Annotated in this window: 23 protein-coding genes and 1 pseudogene; 14 read left to right on the top strand and 10 right to left on the bottom strand. The window is 50.5% G+C overall.

Going from position 1 to position 25,261, the window contains the following annotated elements; translation table 11 throughout:
- Window positions 1-27: 27 nt before the first annotated feature.
- Complete coding sequence (locus AC0YN0_RS15675; RefSeq protein ID WP_475822080.1) at window positions 28-615, top strand: GNAT family N-acetyltransferase; 588 nt, start codon at window positions 28-30, stop codon at window positions 613-615.
- Between the two features lie 59 nt (window positions 616-674).
- Here the strand turns inward: AC0YN0_RS15675 and AC0YN0_RS15670 are convergent, their stop codons facing one another.
- Entirely contained in the window at window positions 675-1,439 is a 765-nt protein-coding gene (locus AC0YN0_RS15670) for an SDR family oxidoreductase (RefSeq protein ID WP_475822079.1), read from the bottom strand.
- A 125-nt stretch (window positions 1,440-1,564) separates the two neighbouring features.
- On the opposite strand from AC0YN0_RS15670, the gene AC0YN0_RS15665 reads away from it, so the two are divergent.
- From AC0YN0_RS15665 to AC0YN0_RS15655, 3 genes and pseudogenes are all read left to right on the top strand, one after another.
- Window positions 1,565-1,780, top strand: coding sequence for a helix-turn-helix domain-containing protein (locus AC0YN0_RS15665; RefSeq protein ID WP_475822078.1), 216 nt, complete (start codon window positions 1,565-1,567; stop codon window positions 1,778-1,780).
- A 64-nt stretch (window positions 1,781-1,844) separates the two neighbouring features.
- Window positions 1,845-2,018 (top strand): annotated as a pseudogene (locus AC0YN0_RS15660) (small acid-soluble spore protein H); the annotation flags it as partial.
- Window positions 2,019-2,355: 337 nt separating this feature from the next.
- Window positions 2,356-4,446 carry a carbohydrate-binding protein gene (locus AC0YN0_RS15655; RefSeq protein WP_475822077.1) on the top strand — a complete coding sequence of 697 codons (2,091 nt, stop codon included), beginning with the start codon at window positions 2,356-2,358 and terminating at the stop codon, window positions 4,444-4,446.
- A gap of 78 nt (window positions 4,447-4,524) precedes the next feature.
- On the opposite strand, the gene AC0YN0_RS15650 is transcribed toward AC0YN0_RS15655, so the two are convergent.
- Complete coding sequence (locus AC0YN0_RS15650) at window positions 4,525-4,683, bottom strand: hypothetical protein (RefSeq protein WP_337100422.1); 159 nt, start codon at window positions 4,681-4,683, stop codon at window positions 4,525-4,527.
- A gap of 202 nt (window positions 4,684-4,885) precedes the next feature.
- Here AC0YN0_RS15650 and AC0YN0_RS15645 point away from each other — a divergent pair, with 202 nt between their 5' ends.
- From AC0YN0_RS15645 to AC0YN0_RS15625, 5 genes are all read left to right on the top strand, one after another.
- Window positions 4,886-5,536 carry a response regulator gene (locus tag AC0YN0_RS15645; RefSeq protein WP_475822076.1) on the top strand — a complete coding sequence of 217 codons (651 nt, stop codon included), beginning with the start codon at window positions 4,886-4,888 and terminating at the stop codon, window positions 5,534-5,536.
- On the top strand, window positions 5,536-6,669 hold the full coding sequence (locus AC0YN0_RS15640) for a sensor histidine kinase (RefSeq protein WP_475822075.1): 1,134 nt from the start codon (window positions 5,536-5,538) through the stop codon (window positions 6,667-6,669). Before AC0YN0_RS15645 ends, AC0YN0_RS15640 begins: the two co-directional genes overlap by 1 nt.
- A 125-nt stretch (window positions 6,670-6,794) precedes the next feature.
- Window positions 6,795-7,733, top strand: coding sequence for an ABC transporter ATP-binding protein (locus tag AC0YN0_RS15635; protein WP_475822074.1), 939 nt, complete (start codon window positions 6,795-6,797; stop codon window positions 7,731-7,733).
- A 44-nt stretch (window positions 7,734-7,777) separates the two neighbouring features.
- Window positions 7,778-8,872, top strand: a complete 1,095-nt coding sequence (locus AC0YN0_RS15630) for an ABC transporter permease (RefSeq protein WP_475822073.1) — start codon at window positions 7,778-7,780, stop codon at window positions 8,870-8,872.
- Window positions 8,872-10,020 (top strand): ABC transporter permease, encoded by a 1,149-nt coding sequence (locus AC0YN0_RS15625; RefSeq protein ID WP_475822072.1) that lies wholly within the window; start codon window positions 8,872-8,874, stop codon window positions 10,018-10,020. The genes AC0YN0_RS15630 and AC0YN0_RS15625 overlap by 1 nt, the downstream gene beginning before the upstream one ends.
- A gap of 77 nt (window positions 10,021-10,097) precedes the next feature.
- Here the strand turns inward: AC0YN0_RS15625 and AC0YN0_RS15620 are convergent, their stop codons facing one another.
- Window positions 10,098-11,327 carry an S-layer homology domain-containing protein gene (locus tag AC0YN0_RS15620; protein WP_475822071.1) on the bottom strand — a complete coding sequence of 410 codons (1,230 nt, stop codon included), beginning with the start codon at window positions 11,325-11,327 and terminating at the stop codon, window positions 10,098-10,100.
- A gap of 179 nt (window positions 11,328-11,506) precedes the next feature.
- Entirely contained in the window at window positions 11,507-12,262 is a 756-nt protein-coding gene (locus tag AC0YN0_RS15615; protein ID WP_475822070.1) for a BTAD domain-containing putative transcriptional regulator, read from the bottom strand.
- 320 nt (window positions 12,263-12,582) lie between these two features.
- Between AC0YN0_RS15615 and AC0YN0_RS15610 the strand changes: the two genes are divergently transcribed.
- Entirely contained in the window at window positions 12,583-13,428 is an 846-nt protein-coding gene (locus AC0YN0_RS15610) for a phosphotransferase family protein (RefSeq protein WP_475822069.1), read from the top strand.
- A 97-nt stretch (window positions 13,429-13,525) separates the two neighbouring features.
- Here AC0YN0_RS15610 and AC0YN0_RS15605 read toward each other — a convergent pair whose 3' ends face one another.
- Window positions 13,526-14,200, bottom strand: a complete 675-nt coding sequence (locus AC0YN0_RS15605) for a YitT family protein (RefSeq protein ID WP_475822068.1) — start codon at window positions 14,198-14,200, stop codon at window positions 13,526-13,528.
- A 153-nt stretch (window positions 14,201-14,353) separates the two neighbouring features.
- Here AC0YN0_RS15605 and AC0YN0_RS15600 point away from each other — a divergent pair, with 153 nt between their 5' ends.
- Entirely contained in the window at window positions 14,354-14,794 is a 441-nt protein-coding gene (locus AC0YN0_RS15600; RefSeq protein WP_475822067.1) for an Lrp/AsnC family transcriptional regulator, read from the top strand.
- Window positions 14,795-14,811: 17 nt separating this feature from the next.
- Here the strand turns inward: AC0YN0_RS15600 and AC0YN0_RS15595 are convergent, their stop codons facing one another.
- From AC0YN0_RS15595 to AC0YN0_RS15585, 3 genes are all read right to left on the bottom strand, one after another.
- Window positions 14,812-15,564: an alpha/beta fold hydrolase gene (locus tag AC0YN0_RS15595; protein WP_475822066.1), complete on the bottom strand. Its 753-nt coding sequence runs from the start codon at window positions 15,562-15,564 to the stop codon at window positions 14,812-14,814.
- Window positions 15,565-15,852: 288 nt separating this feature from the next.
- Window positions 15,853-16,389 carry an SRPBCC family protein gene (locus tag AC0YN0_RS15590; protein ID WP_475822065.1) on the bottom strand — a complete coding sequence of 179 codons (537 nt, stop codon included), beginning with the start codon at window positions 16,387-16,389 and terminating at the stop codon, window positions 15,853-15,855.
- A 227-nt stretch (window positions 16,390-16,616) separates the two neighbouring features.
- Window positions 16,617-17,417, bottom strand: a complete 801-nt coding sequence (locus AC0YN0_RS15585; RefSeq protein WP_475822064.1) for a stalk domain-containing protein — start codon at window positions 17,415-17,417, stop codon at window positions 16,617-16,619.
- A 338-nt stretch (window positions 17,418-17,755) separates the two neighbouring features.
- Here AC0YN0_RS15585 and AC0YN0_RS15580 point away from each other — a divergent pair, with 338 nt between their 5' ends.
- From AC0YN0_RS15580 to AC0YN0_RS15570, 3 genes are all read left to right on the top strand, one after another.
- Window positions 17,756-19,870 carry a serine hydrolase gene (locus AC0YN0_RS15580; RefSeq protein ID WP_475822063.1) on the top strand — a complete coding sequence of 705 codons (2,115 nt, stop codon included), beginning with the start codon at window positions 17,756-17,758 and terminating at the stop codon, window positions 19,868-19,870.
- A gap of 222 nt (window positions 19,871-20,092) precedes the next feature.
- Window positions 20,093-20,542 carry a HEAT repeat domain-containing protein gene (locus AC0YN0_RS15575; protein ID WP_475822062.1) on the top strand — a complete coding sequence of 150 codons (450 nt, stop codon included), beginning with the start codon at window positions 20,093-20,095 and terminating at the stop codon, window positions 20,540-20,542.
- A 188-nt stretch (window positions 20,543-20,730) separates the two neighbouring features.
- A complete protein-coding gene (locus AC0YN0_RS15570) occupies window positions 20,731-23,799 on the top strand; it encodes an S-layer homology domain-containing protein (RefSeq protein ID WP_475822061.1) in 3,069 nt (1,022 codons plus the stop codon).
- 71 nt (window positions 23,800-23,870) lie between these two features.
- On the opposite strand, the gene AC0YN0_RS15565 is transcribed toward AC0YN0_RS15570, so the two are convergent.
- Together AC0YN0_RS15565 and AC0YN0_RS15560 are read right to left on the bottom strand one after the other, a co-directional pair.
- Complete coding sequence (locus AC0YN0_RS15565) at window positions 23,871-24,554, bottom strand: MBL fold metallo-hydrolase (RefSeq protein ID WP_475822060.1); 684 nt, start codon at window positions 24,552-24,554, stop codon at window positions 23,871-23,873.
- Window positions 24,555-24,559: 5 nt separating this feature from the next.
- Window positions 24,560-25,189: a TetR/AcrR family transcriptional regulator gene (locus tag AC0YN0_RS15560; RefSeq protein ID WP_475822059.1), complete on the bottom strand. Its 630-nt coding sequence runs from the start codon at window positions 25,187-25,189 to the stop codon at window positions 24,560-24,562.
- Window positions 25,190-25,261 lie beyond the last annotated feature (72 nt).

Raw genomic sequence — 25,261 nt, 5'->3', positions numbered from 1 at the left:
TATAGGAATTATATTCCTGGGGGAGGGATGGTCATGAAAAGTCCAAATCCAATTTTATTATGGATACCCGAGAGTTTTGAATCCAATCGATTAATAATCCGTGCACCCCAGTGGGATGATGGTCAAATGGTCAACGAGGCCATTAAAGAGAGTATTGAGGAGTTGCGTCCCTGGATGCCCTGGGCACAACAGATTCCTACGTTGGAAGAGTCGGAAATCATCTCTCGACAGGGTCGCGTTCATTATTTAGAACGTTCGGACTTAAGGCTGTATCTTATCGATAAGATAACAGGCGAGTTTATTGGAAGCAGCGGCCTTCATCGGATCGACTGGGATGTAAGGAAGTTTGAGATTGGTTATTGGGTCAACACGCGCTTTAGCGGACAAGGGTACGTTACGGAAGCGGTTGAAGCTATTACAAGCTTTGCAATAAAGGAACTACAGGCGAATCGGATAGAAATTCGTTGCGACTCTCGGAATTTGCGGAGTGCTAGAGTCGCAGAACGTTTAGGCTTTACAAAGGAAGGCATTCTAAGAAATGATAAGTTGGATATGAATGGTATAGTAAGAGACACCATCTTATTTTCTAAAGTCCGAAGCGCAGAATTCGAGTAAAATGAGGCTCGCCAACAGCAGATCATCTGCCTAGGCAGAGCCTCTTAATCGTTCAATCCTTACAAATGCGAGCCTCCGCTAGCATCGATGCATTGCCCCGTGATCCAGCGGCTGTCCGGAGAAGCCAGGAAGGCCGCAACATCAGCTATATCTGCCGGTTCGCCCCATCTGCCGAAGACGGAGTAATCGGCGCCGAATTGCCTTGAAGCAGGGTCATGAAGCATCCCAGCGTTCATGTCGGTGGCGACGAACCCAGGCTGGATGGCGTTGATCGTAATTCCGCGGGCAGCGAGCTGATTGGATAGGGAGAGCGTTAACGTATTAATCGCTCCTTTGCTCATGCTGTAAGCCGGAATGCTTGGGAGAAAGATTCTTGTGACGGCAGAGGAAAGGTTAATAATGCGGCCTCCTTCCCGAAGCCGCGGCAGTGCCTGTTGAATGAGGAAAAACGGCGCTTTGACATTGATGTTCATTACTTCATCAAAGACTTCTTCCATAGTTTCCTCGATGGACCTAACGAGACCGATTCCCGCGTTATTGACCAAAATATCGAATTGGTAGTCGCCCGTACGTTGAACTAACGCGTCGTCCAGCGCATCGTACAGCAACTTGATATCATTAGCGCCGCCAAGCTCTTTGCCTATTGCAAAAGCGGCTCCGCCATTTTGCTCGATCATGCGGACGACCTCCTCGGCAGCATCCTTGTTTTTGCCATAGTGAACGGCAACCAGCGCACCGTCTTGCGCCAAACGCAAAGCGATGCCGCGTCCAATCCCCCGGCTTGCTCCAGTTACCAATGCTACTTTTCCACTCAATGCTTTCATTTGATATCAGCTCCTCTTCTTGTTTCAATTAATGTTTTAACACGGAACGGATTTCGAGATGTTGCTGTCGTATTCGAAGGACGGATAGGGAAGACTGGTGATGTATCCAAAAAGGGGGACGTGTTATGAAGCTCGAACTCGGGCGCTGCTTGTTGCAAGAGCGATTGGAGGAGGCTGGAATGACCAAAGAAGAGCTGGCCCAAGCGTTGCTTTATAAACGCGAACTGCTATCGGACTATATAGAGAACAAGAGAGTGATGCCTTTGAAAAATGCGGTTGCCATCGCTCGTATGGTTGGTTGTAGGGTCGAAGACCTGTATGAATGGAATGCTCTTGAATAGATCCCTCCTCGTGCGCGCACAATGTAAGTGGTACTAACAAGATACAGAGGAGGCCTATTCTGATATGGACATTCAACGGGCACAGGAGATTGCGGCTTCGCCGACCATGGAGAACGTGGAGTATAACGGGGCTCGGATTTATATCCAGCATGTGAACGAGGAGAATGAGACAGCTAGAATCTATCCTCTCGACCAACCCGATCAAGAGCAGGACGTTCCCTTGCGAAGCCTCTCAGAGCCTTCTGCGCAGGTGGCAATGGAAGTCGAGCAGATGGAGTGCAGTATTCCAAGCGATACATAACACAAGCAGATGCGCAAGCCGGCTATCCTCACAATGGTGTGAGGATAGCCGGCTTTTTTTAGGATGACAATGAACTGTAAAAGTCAAGATCGCCTTATGTACCAATACCAAAAATTGTATGAATATGGAATGGACAGGTCGAGCGGCAAGCGGGAAAAATCATCATGGCGAGGCGGCGCGCTCGGGATTGTGGAGAAGGAGGGATCGGACAACCGTTTGGAACGGTGGACAGGCTATGTTTGCATGCAATCATTATGATTGAGGAGGAGAAAGAATGAATCATGCAGTTGACAAGCAAGTCTACAAAAAGTGGTTATCGGCAGTGCTCATAGCGGCAATGCTGCTGGTGACGCTGACGTTAACGCCGTCGCACGCCCAAGCAGCGTCTGCGTTCACGCAGACAGCGGCGTCGAGCTACAATGCACAGTCGGGCATCCAGTTGGAGTCGTCGAGCGAGGGCGGGCAAAATGTCGCCTTTATCGATAACGGGGACTACCTCAGATTCGATGGTGTTGATTTCGGAACTGGTGCAAGCGCTTTCTCGGCGCGAGTGGCCAGCAATGCAAGCGGCGGAGCGATCGAGGTGCGACTGGGCAGCTTGACCGGCACATTGGCCGGAACCTGTACGGTTGCAGGTACGGGCGGCTGGCAGAACTGGTCGACGATATCCTGTGCCATTAGCGGCAATCCGACGGGAACGCAGACATTGTTCTTGAAATTTACCGGCGGTACGGGTAATTTGTTCAACCTGCTCTGGTTCCAATTCTCCGCAGGAAAGTCGGCATTCGTGCAGACGGAAGCGGAGTTGTATGACGTACAATCGGGCATACAACTGGAAACGGCGAGCGAAGGCGGACAGAATGTCGCCTATATCGATAATGGCGATTACATCCGCTTCAACAACTTGAACTTCGGCAGCGGCGCTAATACGTTCTTGGCTCGCGTCGCAAGCCAGTCGATCGGCGGCTCCATCGAAGTTCGTCTGGGCAGCTTGACCGGCACATTGGCAGGCACATGTACGGTTCCCGTAACCGGCGGCTGGCAGAACTGGACGACGGTATCCTGTGCCGTCTCGAACATAACGGGCGTACAAAACGTGTTTCTTAAATTTACGGGCGGAGTAGGCAGCCTGTTCAACTTGAACTGGTTCCGCTTCGATCCGTCCGCGCCTCAGCCGTCAGGCGGCGACGTTGTCGGCAAAGTCATTGCGGGTTATCAGGGCTGGTTCAACGCTGCCGGGGACGGTTCTCCGAACGGCGGCTGGATTCATTGGTCCAAGAATAGCTCCGCCCCTGGAACAGGCAGCAACGTGAATTTCGACCTGTATCCGGATCTCAGAGAATATTCCAAGACGTATGCAACCAGTTTGCAAAATCTGAATAACGGACAGCAGGCCAAGCTGTTCTCATCTTATGACCAAGAGACGGTCAACAAACATTTTGAATGGATGCAGGCCTACAACATAGACGGCGCGGCCTTGCAACGGTTCGGCGCCAGCACGAGCAGCACGCCGGACAACTGGCGGACGAATCGGGACAGCGTTGCGGTTAAGGTTAAGAATGCGGCAGAAAGCTATGGCCGCAAATTTTATATCATGTACGATATTACAGGCATGGATGCGAATACATGGGACGATGCGGTCAAATACGACTGGACGAACAACATTCTCGGCGGCATGAATCTGACCTCCTCCTCCGCCTACGCGAAGCAGGATGGGAAGATCGTCGTCAATATATGGGGGATTGGTTTTAACGATCGTCCGGGAACGGCGTCGGAATCGGCGGCGCTTATCCAATGGTTCAAGGATCAGAACGTCTACGTCATCGGCGGCGTTCCGACTTACTGGCGGACGGGCGTCGAGGACTCCAAGGCGGGTTTCATGAGCGTTTATCAGTCGTTCGACATGCTCTCCCCTTGGTATGTCGGCCGCTTCGGAGGATTGGACGGTGCGGATCACTTCAAGAACAATCTGATGCAGCCGGATCTAGCGGTGACGAACCAATACGGCATCGATTATCAGCCGGTGCTATGGCCAGGCTTCTCCTGGCATAACCTTCATGCAGGGCCGCAGAACCAAATTCCGCGATTGCACGGCGATTTCATGTGGCGGCAGGCGTACAATGCCAAGAGTCTTGGCATTAACAGCGGCTACGTAGCCATGTTCGATGAATACGATGAAGGAACCGCTATTGCAAAGGCCGCGGAAAATTCCTCAATGATTCCGGCCAATCATTATTTCCTGACGCTTGATGCGGACGGCGTTGCTGTTTCCTCGGACTTCTATTTGAGGCTGACGGGCGACATCAACCGAATGCTGAAGGGCCAAATACCGGCAACCGTGCAGCATCCGACAAGCCATCAATAATACAGAACGGCCCGCAGGCATTCCAGATGCCTGCGGGCGGTTTTTTTTGCATGTGTATGGTAGCGTATCAAGAGTCGGTTAATTAGCCAAATACCAATTCGTATCGAGGCCGGTTACGGGACAATACGGGAATTTGTCCCCTTCTTTCAATGCAGCGCGCCGGCCTGCCTCGCAAATGTACTCGCCTTCTTGATCGACTTGCTCGCCCGTGTAATAAGAAGTTTTTGTCTGACTCATAACGACACCTCTTTAATTAGGATTTGCGAACGAATAGCCTGCGGACCGTCTGCTATAATGCTGGCCTATGCAACGTTCGCTTGCTTATTAGTAAACGGTTCAGGCGAAGTTGAAACACCCTATCGACAAACAATAGCCATTCCATATAGCGTTATCGCCTATCCTATAGCATAATAATGGAAGGATGGAAGGGGATGAGAGAATGCCGAACATTAAGGTGCTTATAGCCGACGACAATTCCTTCATTCGCGAAGGAATGAAAATCATATTAACGACGTTCGAAGGGTTCGAGGTTGTAGCGACGGTCGAGAATGGGCTGGAGGCCGTAGCCTATTGCGAGCAGCATGAGGTTGACGTGGCGCTGCTGGACGTGCGGATGCCGGAGATGAACGGGGTGGAAGCTACTCGGCTGATAACGGAACGGACAAAGACAAGGCCGCTTATCTTAACGACCTTCGACGATGATGAATATATACGTGATGCCATTCGTTACGGAGCCAAAGGTTATTTGCTTAAAAATAACGATCCCGAGCGGATCAGCGACGCCATCAAAACGGTCTATCACGGCCATAATGTTCTGCAGGATTCGGTGCTGGATAAGCTGAAATCGGCGAAAGAGCCAGAGTCGCCCATGCCTAATGAAGCTGCGAAAGTCGACAAAAGCCTCTTTACGGAGCGGGAACTCGATATTATGGCGCTGATCGCCAAGGGGAGAACGAATAAGGAGATTTCCAAAGAAATCTTTATTTCTGAGGGAACGATCGCTAACCACATTACTTCGATATTGAGCAAAACAGGTCTCACCCACCGTACGCAAATCGCGATTTATTACTTGACCGGAGAGTTAACCTGATGACCGATCCAAGAGCAAGAGATGTATCGGAGCTTGCCGGAATCGGTTTTAAAGCGGCTCTGCTCGTCTTTACGACGGGCCAATCGCTAATCTCGGAAACAAGCGCAACGCCTTGGTTTATATTATCTGTATTAGTCTATCTTTCTACGAACTTATCGTTTTATATTTTGCGAAAAGAGAAACTTCGTCCTGCTATCGCAGCTTTATCCATAGGGGTAACCATCCTTGCCTGTCAGGATTATCCGCTCATGTTCCTGCTGCTGCCGGTCCATCTGTGGGAGCTGTCGTCCATCGCCTACGGCAGCCAAAGGGCTGTATCTTTCCTGCTCATGCTTATCCCATTAGCATTGCTGCCCCGGCAGCTGATGTTCATGTACCTATTCGTTGCGGCTGTGACGTGGATATATTTTGCTGTCCTGCAGCGATACGGAAGATCGCTGCGAGAACAACGTTCCGAGCTGGAACGAATGCGGGGCGAGCTGGAACGGCTGCACGTCAAGCTGCAGGAAAACGATGAGTTTCTGCGGCAAACCGAATATACGCTTAAGCTGGAGGAGCGTAACCGGATGTCCCAGCATATCCATGATCACATCGGACATGCCATGACGAGCGCGCTCATTCAGATGGAGGCCGCGAAGCGCTTGATTGCGAACGATCCGGACAAGACGTCGCTGCTCCTGGACAATGCCATTCATATCTCGAAGGAAGGGATCGAAAGCATTCGAATCGAGCTGAAGCGGATGAAGCCGCCGACGGAACAGATGGGCGTCAATCGAATGAAATTGTTCATCGACGAATTTGCGGCCAAGCACCCGATCCGGACGGCCTTTTCCTACGAAGGAAATATCGATTTCATTACGCCGATTCATTGGAGAATCATTCAGGAAAATACGAAAGAGTCGCTTACCAATACGATGAAGTATGCCATGGCTTCCTCGGTCTCGATCCATGTGCAGGTGCTGCCTACATTAATCAAGGCTACAATTACGGACAACGGACAGGGACAGACGAAGATTGTGAAGGGAATTGGCATCGTGGGGATGGAAGAGAGGACGGCGGCCGTGGGCGGTAAAATCATCGTCGACGGCTCGAGGGGATTTTCGGTGACGACTTTAATGCCGTATACCCCGTGAAGAAATGAGGGTTACGTCATGAACTATTTCATGGGAGAAGGATGAACTTGTGCACTTCTGCAAGGGCGTCCTTTTTTTGTAAGATAAGAACAGAAGAACGGAACTAACGGGAGGGTGAAATAACGGTGAACGTACTGGAGATTAATCAGCTGACGAAAAAATTCGGTGATTATACCGCCGTGGATAACTTATCGCTGTCGGTGCAAGAAGGAGAAATATTCGGTTTCTTAGGGCCGAACGGCGCAGGCAAAAGCACGACGATTCATATCGTGGCTTCCTTGCTCTCCGCGACCAAAGGCGAGATTGCTATAATGGGCCGCAATGTCGCCAAGAACGGCAAACTTGCGAAGCAGTCGATTGGCTTCGTACCGCAGGATTTAGCGATCTACGAGAATATGACGGCTTATGAAAATGTTCACTTTTTCGCAGGGTTATACGGCTTAAGAGGAACGGAGCTGAAGCGAAGCGTGATCGAAGCGCTGGAATTCGTCGGACTATCCGATCGGCAAGGAAGCTTCCCGAAGAACTTCTCCGGCGGGATGAAGCGAAGGCTCAATATCGCCTGCGCGATTGCGCACAAGCCGAAGCTGATTATCATGGATGAGCCGACGGTAGGAATCGATCCGCAATCGCGCAGCTATATTTTGAACTCGGTGCGGAAGCTGAATCGAATGGGCAGTACGATCATTTACACGAGTCATTACATGGAAGAGGTCGAGGAGATCTGTTCGCGAATCGCGATTATCGACCATGGGAAGATCATTGCGGAAGGAACGAAGGCTGAGCTGAAGGCGATTATTACGAATCAAAAGAGCATCAGCATCGCCGTGCGATCGGCCGACGATGTTCCGCTGGAAGGGCTGAAGAGCATTGTTGGCGTCAGTACGGTTGAAATCGCGGATCAGACGATTCATATTAGCTCGGCTGTAGAAATCAATAATCTAAATGCGATCATCCAGCTGCTCGTGGCAAGCGGCGTGGAAATTCGGGGCGTGGAAGCGCAGGAGCCGAGTCTGGAGACCGTGTTCCTGACGTTGACCGGCCGAACGCTGCGCGATGAGTAATCAAGCGGCCAGTGATGACGCGACAGAGGGAGGGAGTATAGCCAATGAACGTATTGCGGATCGCAGGGAAAGAACTGAAGATACTCCGGGATATTAAAATGCTGCTGTTCATGCTGGCGACGCCCGTCTTGCTCATGCTTATTTTGGGGACGGCGCTGTCTGGCAGTTTTCAAGCAACCGTGAAGGTGGAGCCGATACGGGTTGTTTATAGCTTCGATGGAGCAAGCGGAGAGGTACAACAGGAGTGGGAGGCTTTGCTGCAGGATGGAGCAGCTTCCGGCATCGCCTTCGAGCAAGCGGCCAACCGCACGGATGCAGACGTTAAAGACGATGTGCAAAACGGACTCTATACCGGTTATGCGCGGATCTCTGAGGACGGCATCAGCTATTATGGCAACAGCGGCAGGGCCATGGAGAACGGCATCGTCCAAGGATTATTGACTCCGCTAACAGATCGTTACAAACTGTCGGTCGCCGAGAACGGTATTCCTAGCTCAGACGGCAATTATGTAGCGGAGACGCCGATCGATACGGGGCTGCAGCCGAGTGGCCTGGACTATTTTGCGGTAGCCGTCACCACCATGATCATCCTGTACAGCGCCTTAACGGCGGGGCAGCTTATCGAGACGGAGCGAAGCGGGCATACCGATATCCGCCTGCTGGCGTCCCCTGTGACGAAGGGAGAAATTTTCGCTGGTAAAATTGCCGGAACGTTTGTGCTGAATGCGATTTTCGTCGTCATTGTCGTATTGCTCAGCAAATATATGTTTGGCGCCAACTGGGGCGGCCATCTGTGGCTTGTTTTCTTGGTCCTATTCAGCGAGATTGTGTTAGCGCTTAGCCTCGGACTCGCCTTTGGTTACTTACTGAAGGGCAATGTGGCCGGCAGCGTCTTGATGATGATTATTCAAGTAGCGGCTTTCGTAGGCGGAGCGTATACCCCGGTTGAAAATACGTCTGGACTCATGTATGCTCTCGCCGCGTATTCGCCGCTGCACTGGTCCAATGAGGCTATCCTGCAAATTATTTATGCGGGTGAGCTTGAGGCTTCGCTTCCAGCTATGCTGCTAAATATAGGCTGCTCGGTCCTGTTGCTTGCACTGGCTATCGTGTTGATGAGAAAAAGGGAGGGTCTGTAATGAAAGAGACGACATGGCTCGTTCGCCGCATGGCGCTAAGCACGGTCAAAAACTACAAAGTCATGCTCTTGTATTTATGTCTGCCGATCTTCGGCATCCTGTTATCCTCATCGATCTATGGCAGTTCCGATCAGGAACCGTTAACGCTCGGGGTAGTCAATCTCGATAACGGTCAGGCGGCTTCCATGGATCTGGTAGCGTATATGAGTGAGCTTGATCAGGTGGAAGTGGTGGAGATTCAGGCAGATGAGGCAGAAGACCTTTTGCGGGACGGAGATATCGATACGGCATTGACGCTGCCGGAAGGCTTCGCGGTCAGTTTGCCGACAGGCGAACCGGCGAACGTCTCGCTGGCTTCCGTCAAGGGTTCGCAGGTTGCCCCTTATATCAAGTCGTATGTGAATGCCTACATCGGAAATCTGGCATCAATCGGGCTGGCATCGGGTGGCGATCAATCGAAATTTGACGAGTTGTATAAAAGCTTTGTTCAAGCGAATTTTGCACTCTCCGTCGAGAAAGTAGAGGATCGCTCCTTGGAGCATCGCAAGTCTTCGCAAACGGTAGGTTATTTAATCATGCTAATGCTGTTCTCGGCCGTCAATCTGTCGGCGATGATTCTGAAGGAGAAGGAGAACCGGACGTTGTTCCGACTGTTCGCCGCGCCGGTCACGGGCCGAGCTTATGTAGGGGCTAATGTCATAGTGAACGTCATCGTCATGCTGATCCAGATCCTTGTGACGCTGATGGTGATGACCCGGCTATTCCATATGGAGTCCGGTATCCCGATTGTGCAGCTCTACCTGCTGCTGGGACTGTTCGCTATAGTAGCGGTAGGGCTGTCTCTGACTATTGTAGCCTTCTCTGCAAGCTCGATGGCGGCGAGCGGCATTCAGACGATGGTGATTATACCAACCAGCCTGCTTGCCGGCTGCTTATTCCCGCTCGCGACCATGCCTTCATTCATGCAGCAGATCGCCCAGTTCTTGCCCCAATACTGGCTGCTGGATACGGTCAGCAAGCTTCAGCAGGGTGAAACGGTATCCGGCGTAGTGCTGAATCTAGCCATTCTAGCCGCATTCGCGCTCGTCCTGTGCCTAACCGCCGCTTACAAGTTCGGAAGGAACAAGGAGATGCATTCGTTTATTTAACAGCTAAGTTGAAATAACTGGGAGCAAAAGAAAGATCGGCGCAGGGATTATTCCTGCGCCGATCTTTTATGAGCTATTTAAATTGGAAATTCAGGAAATTGAGGAAATTGAGATGAATAAGTTTCCACTAGCGTTTCGCAATATTGCTGTGCGATGCTTATGTCATCTCCGTCGACCAATGCCCCTGATTTAAAGGTAACCCGCACAGTGTCGCCTATGTTAAGTATGGTAGTGGGAATTGTAATATCGGCCATTGGGGTAGAGCTCGTCTTGCCCTCCCAGTTAATAGAATCGTCTGCGGAGCTAAATAGCACGGGCTTCGGATCATCACCATCCGGATTAATGACTATGGAATCAATCAGATTAACGATATCAGTGATGGATGTAGTGGCGCTTCCAAGCTCCGTCTGGAATGTAATGATGAGATGCTCCGTATCACTGCCTGCATATAAATTCGATAGGAAGGCTACATCTGCTGTCGGTTCCGGCGTTGATGTAGGCAACGGCGTCGGTGTCGTCTCCGGAGTAGCCGTAGGCGAAGGCGTCGGCGTAGCCGGTCTGCGAGTAGGTTGCGTTGTCGGCTCCGGAGTAACCGTCGGTGTCGGTGTCGGTGTCGGTGTCGGCGACTCTGAAGGCGATGGTGTTGGTGTCGGATTAAGCTTAACGAATTGGTCCTTCGCTTCATAAGCGCCGAGAACGAGCAAATCTCTCGTGGCATTGGACTTGCCGCCGAAATTACCGTCTGCGCCGTTATCCAGAAGCTTTAATTGCAAAGCTAATTGTACATATCCCTTAGCCCAGTCGGAGACAGTCTCGTCTTTTACGCCAGGCAAGGCTTGGGCTTCCTTATTTTGTCCGAGCCCTTTAACGAGAAAAGTCGCAAGCTGTTCCTTTGTCACCTCTCCTGCCGGATTGAATGTTCCGTTGCCGTATCCTTCCGTAATACCGGCTGCCTTAATGGCCTCGATATAAGGAAGGGCATAGCCGCCGGGACCATCAGATTTCACGTCGGAGAAGCTGGAAGTCGTCAGAGAAGAGTCGACCTTAAGACCGTAGATAAGTGCGGCAACCTTAGCGAATTGGGCGCGGTTCATTTCATCCTTCAATCCGAATGTGCCCTCGCTGACCCCGTCAAATACGCCGGCGCTAATCAATGCATCGAACTTGGCTTTCGTCGCCGCGTCCAGATCTTTGAGATCGGTGAAGTCGGCGGAGGTTTTGGCCGCTGTTGCGTTATCCGGCAAACCGGCGAAAGCAGTTGTACACAGGAGCGCAAAAAGACATGCATATAACCAAACTTTTTTCATAATCGCTATTTTCCTCCCATAAATAATAGATGACAAGATAAGCCTCATTTTAACAGCTATGACCTTAACAAAAATAGGTCGAAACTCACACTGAAAAAGCCTGGAAATCCCTATCCGTCAAGGATTTTCAGGCTTAAATTAACATTTTTCCAACATTTTCAAGTTTGTCAAAGAAACCTTTAATATCGGTAATCTTGACGAATGATGTCATTTCTCCGAAAGGTAAGCAGGGACTTGATCTCGTCATTCGGCTTAAGCTGGAATTCCCGCTTCAGCGAGCGTTTGAGCGCATCATACTGCTTCATGGCGGATAGATGATCATTGGCTGCCAAGTGGGAGCTAATCAGCTTCGCGTGAATAGCCTCGTTCCATGGCGAATGCTTAAGCGCCTTCCTTAAAGCTTTTATGGCCGAAGGGTAGAGGCGCATCTGCCCGTAGTAATCATTCATTCGGAGTAAAAGGGCTATGTATTCGTTCTCTAGCGTTACCCGCGTCTGTGCGGCCCAGCCGTAATCGTTGTCTGCCAGATAGCCGCCTGCGTACAGCTTGACCATGCTCTCGCACATGTCGATATTTCCGCTATGGACAGGTTCGGAGGTCGATAGAAATGCGATGAAATCCATGTCATCGCTCTTCAACTGATGAACCTCAATCCGGTAGTGCCCTTGGTTATGGAGGAGTAGATCCGCTATGCCTGCGGTTAACAGATTTTTGCGCAAATAATGGACCGTCGTATTGAAATAGGCAGCCGTAGGCTTGGAATCGTTGCCCCATAAGGCATTCATGATCCGGTATCTGTCTACGTTCTCGCCTTGATGATGGTTGAGATAGGCCATGAGCTCCTCTGCCTTGGAAATGCGCCACTTCACTTCCGTACCATTGCCGGCTATGACCTTGAAGCGTCCAAAGATTCGGATGGTTGCTTTGGGCTCCATCGGCATACTCCTCCTTTGCATTTCCCGGGCAGGCATGTTGCTCGTTCTGCTTTTTGTATAGTGTAGCATCACTTCCAGTCCCAGCCAATAGCCGCCGTTCGCTATAAACTGACATTTTGTGTGTCATTTATGTACGAGGAGCACATGCTCCTCGACTGATTCTATAAACTACTCTTCATCGATAGGTAAATGTTCGAATTTCTCGCCAATCTTATGTTCGCTTAGTGTAATTGGCCCAAAGGCATGGTACGCTAACGAATGACAGGATATAATTGGATTATTTTACAACTTCATTCGAAGTAAGGGGGCTGCTATTAGTCATGCTGGGCAAATGTATAGGCGTGGGCTCGAGCTGCGAGGTGTATGAATGGGGCGGGGATGAGAAGGTCGTTAAACTGTTCCATACCGGCACGTCAAGGGAAGAGGTAGAACTCGAATATCGGAACAGCGCTTCGGCATGGGGCAACGGACTTCCTGCCGCCCGCCCGTTCGAGCAAGTCGAGTGGGATAACCGATACGGTATCGTATTCGAGAAAGTGGCCGGACCGACGTTCGTCAATCGGTTTTTCGAACAGCTGTATGCTTTTCAGGTCATCGATTACGATGATGAGAAAAGCGATTTGCGGAAGTTCGCGAGGGTGCTCCACGACATTCATAAGGAAGGCATCGACGGCGTCGTCACTGAGCAGAAGGAGCATTTGAAGGTCATTATCGGCCGGCCTGCGTTGTTGTCGGATGACGATATAACTGCACTTCATGCTTATATAGATCGATTGCCGGCGAACCGGCGGTTATGCCATGGCGACACGAACCCCAACAATCTCATTATGAGAGAAGGTACGCCGGTCATGATCGATTGGATGCATGCCGCGATCGGGAACCCGGCTTCGGATGTCGCGGAAGTGTGCGTGACGATTTTGTATGCGGTGCTGCCGCCGGAAACGCCGCCGGATGTGCTTGTTTTTTTCGAGGATATGAGAGAGACTGCCTGCCGTATATTCGTTGATGAGTACGTCAAGCTTTCCGGTTTGACTGCAGCGGAAATTACGCCGTGGTACGTTCCGTCCGCCGCCCGCCAGCTTGCTTCCGGAGCGTTGTTGGACGATCAAGCGCTTAATCTCGCTAAGATGATTCGTGCTGAGCTTCATATCTTCAGCGGGCAATAAAGTCAACGAAGAGGGGGCACAAAATGGTGTCCCCTCTTTGTGCTGCGTACAGATGCTGCCGATAGCAGCATCGTACCGAGAAGGCCGTGCACGAGTTTTATGGATATCGGCGAGGCTGCCCGGCAGCAGGATCGCCAGGCGAATGCTTTGGGTACGTTGCTGTAGATGCGCGGCGTTCGTTATTCGTTTTTTTGTAAACGGCCATTATGAAGGAAGTTACGGCAATCGATATCGCGGAAAGAACAACTCCCTTTAAGGTGTAGCCGGCCAAGCTGATAAGCAGTACGATGCAATCGAAGAGAAAGTTGGTTAAGCCCGGATTGATCCGGTATTTGCGGTGTAGGTAGAGTCCGAGGATATTGGAACCGCCCAGCGAGGCGCCGTGACGGAATAAGAGGCATACGCCTGATCCAATGAGTATACTGCCGGCTATCGTACCGAACAGGGAAGGTACGGAAGGGTAGGGAATGAAAGGGTACGCGGAGGAAAAAACGAAGAGAAGCGCGATAGCGGCTATCGTATGCACCGTGAACTTGCGTCCCATCGCCACATAAGAGAAGAGCAGGAACGGAGCGTTAATCAGCAGCAGCAAATAGTGAAACTTTATATGCCACATATGGGCAAGACTCAGGGATAGCCCGGCAGTTCCCCCCGTAAAAAGCCCCGCATGCTTAAGCATAATCAGGCCCGCGGCCGTCCATAAACAACCGGTTGCAATTGGAAGCCATTTGCGGCCCTGCGCCTTCATTCTGATCACCATAATCCGTCTCATCTAAGATGCACCGCCTGTTGCTTATTGTTCCTTTAAGCATACTGAACGGCCTTAGCTCGTTATATAAGTAAATGAATCGAATTCGTGTGAGAATGGGTAACATTGAACGGATTACCCTCATAAAATATGCAAAATGAAGGGTGGTGCGCGGCAATGGACAGATTGGACCGGGAGATGCTTCGAATGCTGCAGGAGGATGGGCGGATGACGGTAAGCGAACTGTCCAAACGGCTGGCGCTTAGTCGCCCGAGCATCTCGGAGCGGTTGTTGCGGCTGCAAGAGAAGGGAGTCATTACCGGCTTCCGAGCCCAAGTATCGCCGGCCGCAGTCGGAAGGTCGATGCTGCTCATGATTCAGATGAGCGAGCTGAAGGTATCGCCGACCGACTTCGAGAAGCGGATCGCAAGCGACGAGGCGATATTGGAGTGCCACCGCGTAACGGGCACGGTCAGCTATATGATGAAAGCGGCCGTTACGGGCATGGAGTCGTTAACCTTGCTGGTGGAGCGGCTCATGCCGTACGGCAACGTCAATACGTCGGTTATTCTGTCCTCGCCGGTGACGAGCCGTCTCGTTTTACCGCATGAGGGATGAAATTTCTTGCGACAATATTACATTCGATCTTGAACCTTCTCAATGCAAGCCTTGATCGCATCAATAACGAGCTTAGGCTCCGAAAATTGAGGGAAGTGACCGCTTTTGTCTGCCGAAATATGCGTGCTGGACGGAGATAATGCCAGAAGCTCAAGCTGATTGTGGAGCCGCTGCTTCCGGACGGTCTCCGGCATCATCGGATTTTGTTTGCCGCCGGTTATGACATATACCGGAACGGCAGGAAAGCGGTCAAGCGCATGAATGTGATCGACCGTTTGTTTCACGTAATGAACCTCGTCGTATTTCTTATGCGGTGACAAGAAATCGAACATCGCTAGCAGTTTGTTCATCGCCTTGACCGTCTTGCCTTGGTGTTGGTCGAGGCTGATATCTCCAGGCGTGCTTGATTCCAGGAAGACGACGCCGGCAACCTCGTCCGGGTATTTCCGCGCATATAAGTTCGCATAGAGTCCTCCTAGTGAATGACCAACGAGCACGAATGGAGGCTTCAATCCAGCAAGCTGCAATGCCTCGCGCAAATGCTCGACAATCGTAACTCCGTCTTGGGGATGCTGAGGCTTGTCGCTGCCTGCAACGCCCAAACGGTTATACGAAAATACGGTGGACGCCTCAGAGATGTCAGGCATTATTTTCATCCAGCCTTCAATCGGGCCCGAGCCTCCGTTGATCAGAACGAGAGTCGGTTTGCCGCTGCCGTCGATCTGGTATTGCAACTTTCCTTTTGATGTATGTAAGTCGGATTTCTTCATGACCAATCCCTCGCACCTCGCCTCGCAACGTCTTTCTTCCATTAGTGATACGTTCTGATCGCGAGTTGGAAACATTTTTATCCAAATTACTTTTATAGGTTTGAAGTCACTACGACGAATAAGGAGAGCCTATGAATAAACGATTGGTGTATAACGGGGAATGGTGTTTTCAAAACTTTGGAAAGCTGGAAGTGGAGAGGCTGCAGCTTGAGTGAATATGCTGATTTGAGGTTTCATAGTTAAAGAGCGCGGCCAGGGAGGCCGCGCTCTTTGTTTGTTTTTGCATGTTTAGAACTTTGCGAGGTACTCGTCCAGTTGGTCGAACGTGCTGCCGAAGCCCTGCTGCATCGATTCGAACATGCCTTTATAGAAGGCATGCTCTGCTGGAGCAGCGTTCTGGGGTCCTCCTTGAAGAGTAAGGGTTGTTCTCCCATCCTGTTCTTCGAAATGTACGATATACAATATTTCAAGCGGAAACTCCGAGCTGAATGGAGGACGTATGGTATTGCCCTCTGCATCTGCGAAGGTGCTAATGTAGACGAGTTTATGCGGCGCATCGATTTCTTGATAGATGAACTTGGCCCACATTTGATCGCCGTCAGGAGAGGTCATGCTAAAGTGGAAGATGCCGCCTGGACGCAGATCGAGTGTCTTTACTTCCAGGGCCATGCCTGTCGGTCCCCACCAGTGCTTCAAATGCTCGGACTCCGTCCATACTTTGAATACTAACTCGCGAGGTGCCTTTACGGTACGGGTGATGACGAGTTTTCCTTCTTCGGTGTTCACTTGATTGGCGTTAGCCGGGTGGCTGTCGGTCATGTTCATTCATTCCTCCAAATGTAATCGTAAATGGATGTGTTCCCAGTTTTCGCGCACATTGTCATAGCTTACCCTTGGGGTCTGTGCCACTAAACATCAAGAGTGGATCGCGTTGCTGCATTTCTTGGATTAAATATATCTTATCGAGAATATTCCTGTCAAGGAATATATAAGCTGGAAATAAAGGATGCGCAGAAGACCTAAGATCTTCTGAGCATCCCATTCAGCGGCAATTAGTAAATAACGACTTGCGCGAAATATAGTTTGTTGGTGTCTTGGTTTAAATTATAAATGAAGTATATACCGAACTTGTCTTCGAATTCTCCGCCAACTGCCTCAATGTAGTATTTCAAGTCTCTGGAATACGTATATTCATCATATTCGGAATCTGACGATAATTGCTGCTTGTCGGCCTTTGCAACAAGATCTTTAGCGATTGGCGCAATGGCGTCGACGCCGTAGGTTTCGTGAATTCCTTTCACGGTATCTTGAATGCCTTCAATACTGATTTCTAAAGCAGAAGTACCATATTCATTTTGTTGGATATTGTTTTTCATCCATGTTTCGACGGTCTTTGTATCGCCGGTTTGCAGCGCTTTGCCGTAAAGGCTAATGAAATACGCAGCGGCGGCTTTGTTTTCCTCGAATAAGGTAGCTCCCGATGTGCCGGCATTGTAAAATTTCACTGCATTCGTGGTCCCTGAAGGACTAGGCGTCGGAGTCGGCGTCGGAGTCGGAACCGTCGTACCTTTGCTATAGATTTCAATCGTTTGAGCGGCAGAATTCCATATGACGGATGCACCTAATTGTTTGGCTATAAGAGCGGCAGGCACGTAGTTGCTGCCTTCATAATTGAGTGGGGCTTGTCCGTTCAAATTAACGTTTTTGCCGTCTACCGTAATCTTAAGATTAGCATTCTGATAGGCGGTAACTTTCTTCAATGCTGATGAGGCGAATGCAGTCGTACCTATGGTCATGACGAGGGATGCCGCTGTAATGATAGCTAACGTTTTTTTGCTAAAAGCCAATTTCATTTGTAAAACATCTCCTTTTTCTGTGTTGGCAATCAAATTTTCTCAGTTAAAACCAAAATTTAATGATGTTAATACTTTCTAATATGATAATACACTTCCAAGTAAATGGGAATATCTATTAGATACGGATATTTTATAAAGAATAATTTACCTATAGTTATGTGAGCGATATCAAAACAGCATTGCCGGTCTTTGATTGCAGGAGCAAGCGCTGTTCCTGAGCGACCGATCGGCGGCAAGGGCTTGTAGGAACAGCTCCTCCAAAAAGGTGAAACTTCCTAATAATTGGGTGCGTATTAAAGGCTTGGCACCTAAAACTTGGGAGGGATCAAGTGATAATGAACAAAGTCAAGTACAAGCCTAGAACCGCACTATGGATCAAATCATTTGCTGCAGCCTTATTGATCTTATGTCTGATGACCTCAACCGTCTATGGCGCGGCATCAGGGACGGAAAGCAACGGTCAAACAAAGGAACTGAACGCAGAGAGCGCAGTAGCTTTCCTCGATTCGTTCTTCGCTTCGGAAACAACCAAACCTCATTACACAGGCGCTTCGGTCGTTGTGGTAAAGGACGGCAAGGTTATTGCCCAGAAGGGCTATGGTGTTTCGGACAAGGAAACGGGCAAGGCGGTTGACCCAGCTTCGACTGTCTTCCGTATCGCTTCGGTATCGAAGACGTTCACGGCTGTCGCGGCCATGCAGCTTATTGAACAAGGGAAGCTTAGCCTAACGGATGATATTCTGAAGGTTTTGCCGAACTTAAAGCTTGTTAATCCGTTCAACACTCCTGTCACGATCGAGCATTTGTTGACGCATACGACGGGATTCGAGATTCGTGATCCTAAACCGGAAGATCTTCATTTCGATTTCAACAAGATCGTCTCTATTGAAGAATATGTACAAGCCAACTTGCCGCCGGTTGTTCGCAAGCCTGGCAGCTCTTATATGTATGACAATTTCGCCTCTCTAGTGCTCGGACTAGTCGTTGAGAAAGTAAGCGGCGTACCTTATGAGACGTATATGGATCAAAATGTTTTCAAACCGCTGGGCATGAACAACAGCGGCTTCAAGCTTGAAGGCAAATTAAAGGAACAGCTGGCTGCCGGATACAGCGCGGCAGGCCAGAAGGTTGAACCGTATGCCGTTACGCCAACGATTATGCCGCATGGAGGCATGCTTTCGACTGCCGAAGACGTAGGCAAATTCATGATTGCTTTCCTGAATGGCGGAGCGACGGAATCCAGCCGTATCCTCGCGGAGAACACGGTAGATCAGATGGAGGTGTACCGCTCATCCATTCATCCGCTATTGCCGGATACGACTTACGGATTCGAAGCACCGTTCCAGATTCCTGGTGCGGGAAGCAGCTCCAAGATTATTACGAAAGCCGGCGATCTGACTGATTTCAGCTCTTATTTATTCCTTATTCCGGAGCAGAATACCGGCGTGTTCTTGACGTACAACCAGCAAGGCGTTCTGCGCAACCTGTTCTACCCGCAATTCATTCAGACATTTTTCCCGCAATATGCTGCGCCTGCGCAACTGCCGCAGTACTTGCCTGCTTCGGCAGACGAGTTGAACAAGTTCACCGGCTACTATGCGGATCTTCGGATCAAGAGCATTATTTCGAATCTGAAGCCGGGTGAGGCAGGTCTGACCATTGCCGACGCATTCATCGGACCTCGCCAGCTGAAGCAAGTGGATGCCAACTTGTTTGTCGACGGACTGACAAATCAATTCACCGCCTTCAAGCTGGATGAGAACGGAAACGTTCTCTATATGAAAGAGCCTTATCTGAACCCGCTTGGTTATGCGAGCAAAGGTGTAAAGGCTGCTGGCTTTACGGATGTGACTGCCGAGCATGCGTATGCAGAGCAAATATTTGCTCTTCAGTCGCTTGGTTATTATGCGAACGATGCAAGCATCGCCTTTCAGCCTGAACGGCAGGTGACTAGAGGGGAATACGTGCAATTTATATTGGAATCAAGCAATCTGAAAGGAAGCGAAACGACCGAGCTAGCGTTCAGCGACTTGACCGGTCATCCTTCGGCAGCTTTCATTCAGATGGCATATGAGCTTGGCATGGTGAAGGGAACCGGTAATGGAAAGTTCGATCCGAACCGTGCCATTACACGCCAAGAAGCTGCAGCTGTGTTATGGGGCTTGTACAGTCTTCAATACCCGCCGCAGCTGTTCGAGAACGTGAAGCTTGGCGGAAAGACCGACGCTTGGGCAATACCAGCCGTTAAGATGATGGTCGCGCTCGGTATTCATGGACCGGAGATTAAGCTTAATGCGGACGGAACAGCCGATTTCGGATCCAAGAACGTGCTGAAGAACCAAGAGTTGGCGGCTATTCTATACGCCTTGCTGACACAGCCGACGGATCAGATCGTAACCGCTCTCGCTAATCCAGGCGCGACTGCGAATCTCTTGCCGCAAGCTTCTTAAAGTCTAGCGTCGATACATCTAAATAGCATTAAATATTAATGCAGAGCCTGCGATTACGTGAACCGGCAACGGAAGCGATAATGGCAGGCTTTTGTGTTTTTAAAATAAATGTTGTGCAGAATGGTGAGGTATACGAGTAGGTTAGTTAGGTTCATGCTATAATAGAATCCGCTAGTATGATATTCATCATTTGCCAATGGCGATGATTAAGGAGATTAAACGTTGAACAACAATCATATTGATGCCGTAAGCGAACTGCCAGAAAACTTCGAGGAGCTTAAGAAAGCCGTCAATCGGACAGCGAGCTGGAGAGACCGTCTGAATGCCGTGAATGAACTCGGCCAATGGGACACGGCGCCTACCATTAAACTATTGCAGCATGTTATGAATGGCGATTCCGTATTTCAAGTGCGCGAGGCGGCATACCGCAAGCTAAAGCAATTGGGTGAAAATGTGCAAATGCCTGCTAAGAGCAAGGGCGAGCTGTTTAAGGGACTTAACAAAATTTTGTTGCGCATCAAGAAGAGCCTGCCAGAGGGACATACGTTCGAGGAATTCAAGGAAAAGCTGCAAAAGACGCGTTCGGATATCTACGATACGTACGAGGGCGACAAAGGCGCGGAGTTTGATTCCTGGCTTCAAGCGATTTGGGAAACGCCGGCTAGAAAGTAGCGGGTGCTCATTTCAATAACAGGGGAAATATGCAAAAAGGGAGCGTGGACGTCTGTCCGCGCTCCCTTTTTGCATATAATTTGCCGCGGATTCTTTCACAATTCTTTTATTGGGGGTTGCTACCATGATAGAGAGGGGTACATGGTTACCCGTTTCTACGTTAAAAGTTGGTAGAGGAGAGATTAATAATGAGAAAATCTGCTTTATGTTTAATCATCGCATTGGCAGTCGGTTGGACAACGATATTTCAGGCACAATATGCTTATGCGGACGAGGAAGGAGACTATACGTACATCATTGACGGGGGGACTGCCACGATTACGGATTACCCTAGAGGGGCTCCGGTGGACGTTATCATTCCAGACACGCTGGGAGGGGTGCCCGTCAGTGGAATAGGTGAAACCGCGTTTTATATTACCGATCTCACAAGCATCACTTTCCCGGATAGCTTGACGAGCATCGGAGATGCTGCGTTCGGCTATAACTATCTCACAAGCGTGGAGATCCCGAACGAAGTAGCCTATATCGGAATGAGAGCATTCGCGAATAACCAGTTGACCAGCGTTGTCATTCCAGACAGCGTAACGACAATGGAGCAGGAGGCTTTTAGGGATAATCAGCTTACCAGCGTTGTTCTATCGAAAGGTTTGACAAGCATTAGCGACTTTGCTTTCAGAGGCAATCTGCTTACTAAAATCGTTATACCGGCGAGCGTAACTTCGATTGGCGGCTATTCCTTCCGTTATAACAGCCTGTCGAGCGTAGTCGTGCTGAATCGCTCCACCGCAATTGATCCACTATCGTTTAATAACAATCAAGCCGTACCGGCAAACTTGAAAATATTCGGTTTCGCGGGTTCGCCCGTACAAACCTATGCGATTGGCAAAGGTTTTACCTTTGTAGACGGATCATCTTTGTTCGGCGCTCTGGCAACGGCCAAGCAGTTATTGGAGGACTATGCTCCGGGCACGGCGATAGGAGAAGTGCCTGCGGGCATCTATGATGATCTAGCGGTCGCTCTCAGCGATGCCGAGCAGTTTATCGATGCGATTACCAATGCATCGATAGCCTCTGATTTGGCTGCTGCCGCTGCCGAACTGAACGCGGTCATTCAGTCATTTAATGGAGCAATCGTTGAGGCGGGGGATGCCGCAGACTTGGTATCGTTGCTGGCGGATGCGGCGCAAATGCTAACCGATCATCCCGCAGGCGCGAACGTAGGCGAGGCGACAGCGGCGGCAAGGGACGCCTTCCAAGCAGCTATTGAAGCGGCGCAACTAATCGCTGACGATGCCGAGAACTATACCCAGCTTCAATTGGATACGGCGGTTGCCGATTTGAATGAGGCTATCGCGATTTTTGAAGCCGCTTGGGTGGAATTGGTGCTGGAGGCTCCGACTGCCGGAGTATATGGCATTCAAGACAGCCTTCGCTTTACGGTGAGCTACGGATACGGAGTAACCGTGACAGGGACGCCGACCATTCCGATAACCATCGGCAATCACGGTACGACAGTCGTCGTTCAGGCTGCGTATACGGGAACGCGCGATACTGCATTGACGGAGCTAACCTTTGAATACGAAGTGCCTGAGGGTTTCTTGGATGAACACGGTATTGCTATTGCCGCGCAAATCAATGTTCCAAGCGGAGCGGGTATTACGCGGGCGGTCGGCGTTGCGGCCTCTCTTGCGTATGCAAGCGTGGACGTGAGCGGAATCCGCGTTGTATCGATCGCGCCGACGATTACGCTCGTCAGTGGCGGGGTTGTCGGCAATAAGGTTGACGTTACGGTAACAGCCGATGTACAAGGGATTATGACAGGAAACACGTTGTCCAAGCTGGCTTGGATGAAAGGAAGCCATGGCACAGCCGGTTTTGCCGGCGGCGCGGGGACGGATATTTTGACGGCCGGACAATTCCAAGTATCAGCGAATGGCATCTATACGGTCTACGCTAAGGATGCCGCAGGCAATGAAGCGGTGAAAGAGATTTCCGTTACAGGAATCCAGACACCGTCCCCCGGTTCCGGCGGGAGCGGATCCGGCAATCCTGACATTGAAATTCCGGCAACGGCAATCATTCTCGTGGACGGCATCCAGACGGAAGTAAGCATTACGACCGAAATAACCTCCGACAAGCAGTCTGTTATCAAGCTTTCGCTGACACCGGAGCAGTTAGCCCAATCTTTCGGATCTGGCCGAACGAATATGGTCATTACAGTCAATGGCATCGGCTCGTCCGTACAGGTGAACCTGCCAGTGCCGACGCTGCTGCAACTGCTGAAAGAACGGCCTGATGCCCGCGTTCAAGTGATCGTGAACGGAAATAGCCTGGATATTCCGCTTACCGCGATCGAACAGCTTTCGGCAACAACTACCTTCTCCCTGAGCGTGACGGAAGCTTCCAACACAGCAAAAGATGCTTTACAATCAGCGGTCGACAAGCGGGGAGCCGCCGTCCTCTTAGATCGTCCGCTTGTATTCGCCTTGGAGGCGGACGGCCGAATCGTGGATGATTGGCAAAGAATTAACGCTCATAAGACGATAAAGCTGACGGCCGCAGTCGACCCTGACAAAGCGACAGTCGTTTGGATGGGTGACGATATGAAGCTTCGTTTTGCGCCAGCGATATTCGCAGGCGACGGGACCGTAACCATTCGGTCTCCGCATGAGGGCATGTATACGATTATTCGGTTGGACCGAAAGTTTACTGATCTGCAAGGACACTGGGCTCAAATCGATATCGAACGGCTTGCAAACAAGCTGATTGTGGACGGAAGACCGAACGGTTCGTTTGATCCAAATGCGACCATTACCCGGGCGGAGTTCGCCGCGCTGCTGGTTCGAGCGCTTGGCTTGCCCGAGACGAGACCAGGAGAGCCCTTCACGGACGTTGATTCCGTGGATTGGTTCGCCGGGGCAGTGGGAGCTGCGAAGCAAGCCGGCTTAATAGGCGGTTATGAGGATGGCTCATTCCGGCCGGAAGCGAACATCACCCGTGAGCAAATGGCCGTCATGATCGCCAAAGCGCTGATCTTCGCCGGGCAATCGCCGCAGATGGAGAGCGCGATACCGACCTTCAGCGATGCCGCCGAGACTTCAAGCTGGGCGGCTGAGGCGACGGGACAATTGGCAGGCTTGGGCATTATCCGCGGCGTTACCGATACGACATTCGTTCCGCAAGCGAATGCCACCCGGGCTCAAAGCGCCGTTATGATTACTCGGATGCTCGCTTACTTGCAAGTCATCCATAAATAAAGGAAAAGAAGCCCTCGTCATCCTTAGGATGGCGTGGGCTTCTAGTTATATAAGGTTTAAGCATCGGTCAACTAATTTGTAGTAACGCTTGGATGGGTCTTGCGGATACCTGCTACATACTCATCCAATTGCTCAGCGGGCTTAAATACCGAGCTGCCGTGGCAAACTTCCAATCTGGCAGGGCGCAGCTTGCTTACGATCGTGCTGCTATTCAGCACTTCGCTCATATCCGGAGTAAAGAGGGGCTTGTGCAGCTTTCCGTTCTTGGACGAGAACAAGTCGCCTGCAAGCAGCACTTGATCCGCTTCATGATAGTAGACCGTATGACCGGGAGAGTGTCCGGGCGTGAAGTAAGGCACTAAGCCGCCGATCGGCTGCGGCTGGCTTTGCCCGTTTTCCTGCAGCGCATGCGTCGCTCCCCTCGGCAAGGTCGTCATTAGCTTCTTGCCCGAGTAGGGGAGCTCGCCCTCGATGAACGGAATTTCTTTGCGATGCGCGAAGACCGGTACATTATGCTTGTTTAGAATGGCCTTAAGCGACCCTACATGGTCCGAATGCCCGTGTGTCAGAAGAATCCGTTTGAGAGGACCGGCTTGAAGCTGCTCGATGAATTTCATAATGCCTTTCGCCATTGTCGGGATGCCGGTGTCGATTAAAGTGACTCCATCTTCCTCGACGACAACCCACACCGTTATAGGGATGATTACCCACGTTCTTAGACTCCACACTTGTTTCGAAATTTGCGTTGCTTTCATTGTTATCATCCTCCAATAGCTAATTTGGATTTAAATCCGATTAACAGAGAGTCGAAGGCTTCCTCGAAAGTGGAGTGAAGGCGCGCCATGATGTCGTCGAGAGGTTCTTCGGTCTGCGAGTAAGTGCTGACGATGCCTTGCAGCATATAGAAAAAGATGCGGTTATAGGCTAGCAAACGTTCATCGTTCATTTGCAGTTGCAAGCATTGTTGCAGCGTATGCCCGAATTGATTGAATAATTCAAGGCGGATTTTGTTGATGGCGAGCTCCGGCTCTTGATCCACTCGAGTTCCTTTCGTGATGAAAATAACCGAGTACATCGATTTATGCAGCAAGCAGACGCGGATGAAGGCGATGCTAATTTCTTGAAGTCTCGTTTCAGGCGGTAGCTCGCTTTGCGCGGCAATCGATAGGAAACGTTCCTTAAGTTCGGTTAAAGGGTTCATGGAGAGCTCGTGCAGAAGCACCTCCTTGTCTTTAAAATAAATATAGATCGTTGTATGAGAGCAGCCAGCCTCCTTGGCGATCTCTCTCATCGTTACAACGTCGTAGCCTCGCTCGGAGAACATCTTGCCTGCAGCGGATAAGATCGCTTGCTTCGTCTCCTCGGAGCGAAGCCGTTGTCTTGTCGTCATGATGGAAAACCTCGTTTCAATGCGATTAAGTAACCGTTGGTTATAATATAACCGACGGTTACTTAAGTGTCA

The sequence above is a fragment of the Paenibacillus sp. J22P218 genome (assembly GCF_056269195.1).
The sequence above is the reverse complement of the archived record's forward strand: the minus strand, read 5'-3'. Positions and strand labels throughout refer to the sequence as shown.

Coding starts and splice junctions, on each gene's coding strand:
- AC0YN0_RS15675 (WP_475822080.1), top strand. CDS start 28: ATGGTCATGAAAAGTCCAAATCCAATTTTATTATGGATACCCGAGAGT.
- AC0YN0_RS15670 (WP_475822079.1), bottom strand. CDS start 1,439: ATGAAAGCATTGAGTGGAAAAGTAGCATTGGTAACTGGAGCAAGCCGG.
- AC0YN0_RS15665 (WP_475822078.1), top strand. CDS start 1,565: ATGAAGCTCGAACTCGGGCGCTGCTTGTTGCAAGAGCGATTGGAGGAG.
- AC0YN0_RS15655 (WP_475822077.1), top strand. CDS start 2,356: ATGAATCATGCAGTTGACAAGCAAGTCTACAAAAAGTGGTTATCGGCA.
- AC0YN0_RS15650 (WP_337100422.1), bottom strand. CDS start 4,683: ATGAGTCAGACAAAAACTTCTTATTACACGGGCGAGCAAGTCGATCAA.
- AC0YN0_RS15645 (WP_475822076.1), top strand. CDS start 4,886: ATGCCGAACATTAAGGTGCTTATAGCCGACGACAATTCCTTCATTCGC.
- AC0YN0_RS15640 (WP_475822075.1), top strand. CDS start 5,536: ATGACCGATCCAAGAGCAAGAGATGTATCGGAGCTTGCCGGAATCGGT.
- AC0YN0_RS15630 (WP_475822073.1), top strand. CDS start 7,778: ATGAACGTATTGCGGATCGCAGGGAAAGAACTGAAGATACTCCGGGAT.
- AC0YN0_RS15625 (WP_475822072.1), top strand. CDS start 8,872: ATGAAAGAGACGACATGGCTCGTTCGCCGCATGGCGCTAAGCACGGTC.
- AC0YN0_RS15620 (WP_475822071.1), bottom strand. CDS start 11,327: ATGAAAAAAGTTTGGTTATATGCATGTCTTTTTGCGCTCCTGTGTACA.
- AC0YN0_RS15615 (WP_475822070.1), bottom strand. CDS start 12,262: ATGGAGCCCAAAGCAACCATCCGAATCTTTGGACGCTTCAAGGTCATA.
- AC0YN0_RS15610 (WP_475822069.1), top strand. CDS start 12,583: ATGCTGGGCAAATGTATAGGCGTGGGCTCGAGCTGCGAGGTGTATGAA.
- AC0YN0_RS15605 (WP_475822068.1), bottom strand. CDS start 14,200: ATGAGACGGATTATGGTGATCAGAATGAAGGCGCAGGGCCGCAAATGG.
- AC0YN0_RS15600 (WP_475822067.1), top strand. CDS start 14,354: ATGGACAGATTGGACCGGGAGATGCTTCGAATGCTGCAGGAGGATGGG.
- AC0YN0_RS15595 (WP_475822066.1), bottom strand. CDS start 15,564: ATGAAGAAATCCGACTTACATACATCAAAAGGAAAGTTGCAATACCAG.
- AC0YN0_RS15590 (WP_475822065.1), bottom strand. CDS start 16,389: ATGAACATGACCGACAGCCACCCGGCTAACGCCAATCAAGTGAACACC.
- AC0YN0_RS15585 (WP_475822064.1), bottom strand. CDS start 17,417: ATGAAATTGGCTTTTAGCAAAAAAACGTTAGCTATCATTACAGCGGCA.
- AC0YN0_RS15580 (WP_475822063.1), top strand. CDS start 17,756: ATGAACAAAGTCAAGTACAAGCCTAGAACCGCACTATGGATCAAATCA.
- AC0YN0_RS15570 (WP_475822061.1), top strand. CDS start 20,731: ATGAGAAAATCTGCTTTATGTTTAATCATCGCATTGGCAGTCGGTTGG.
- AC0YN0_RS15565 (WP_475822060.1), bottom strand. CDS start 24,554: ATGAAAGCAACGCAAATTTCGAAACAAGTGTGGAGTCTAAGAACGTGG.
- AC0YN0_RS15560 (WP_475822059.1), bottom strand. CDS start 25,189: ATGACGACAAGACAACGGCTTCGCTCCGAGGAGACGAAGCAAGCGATC.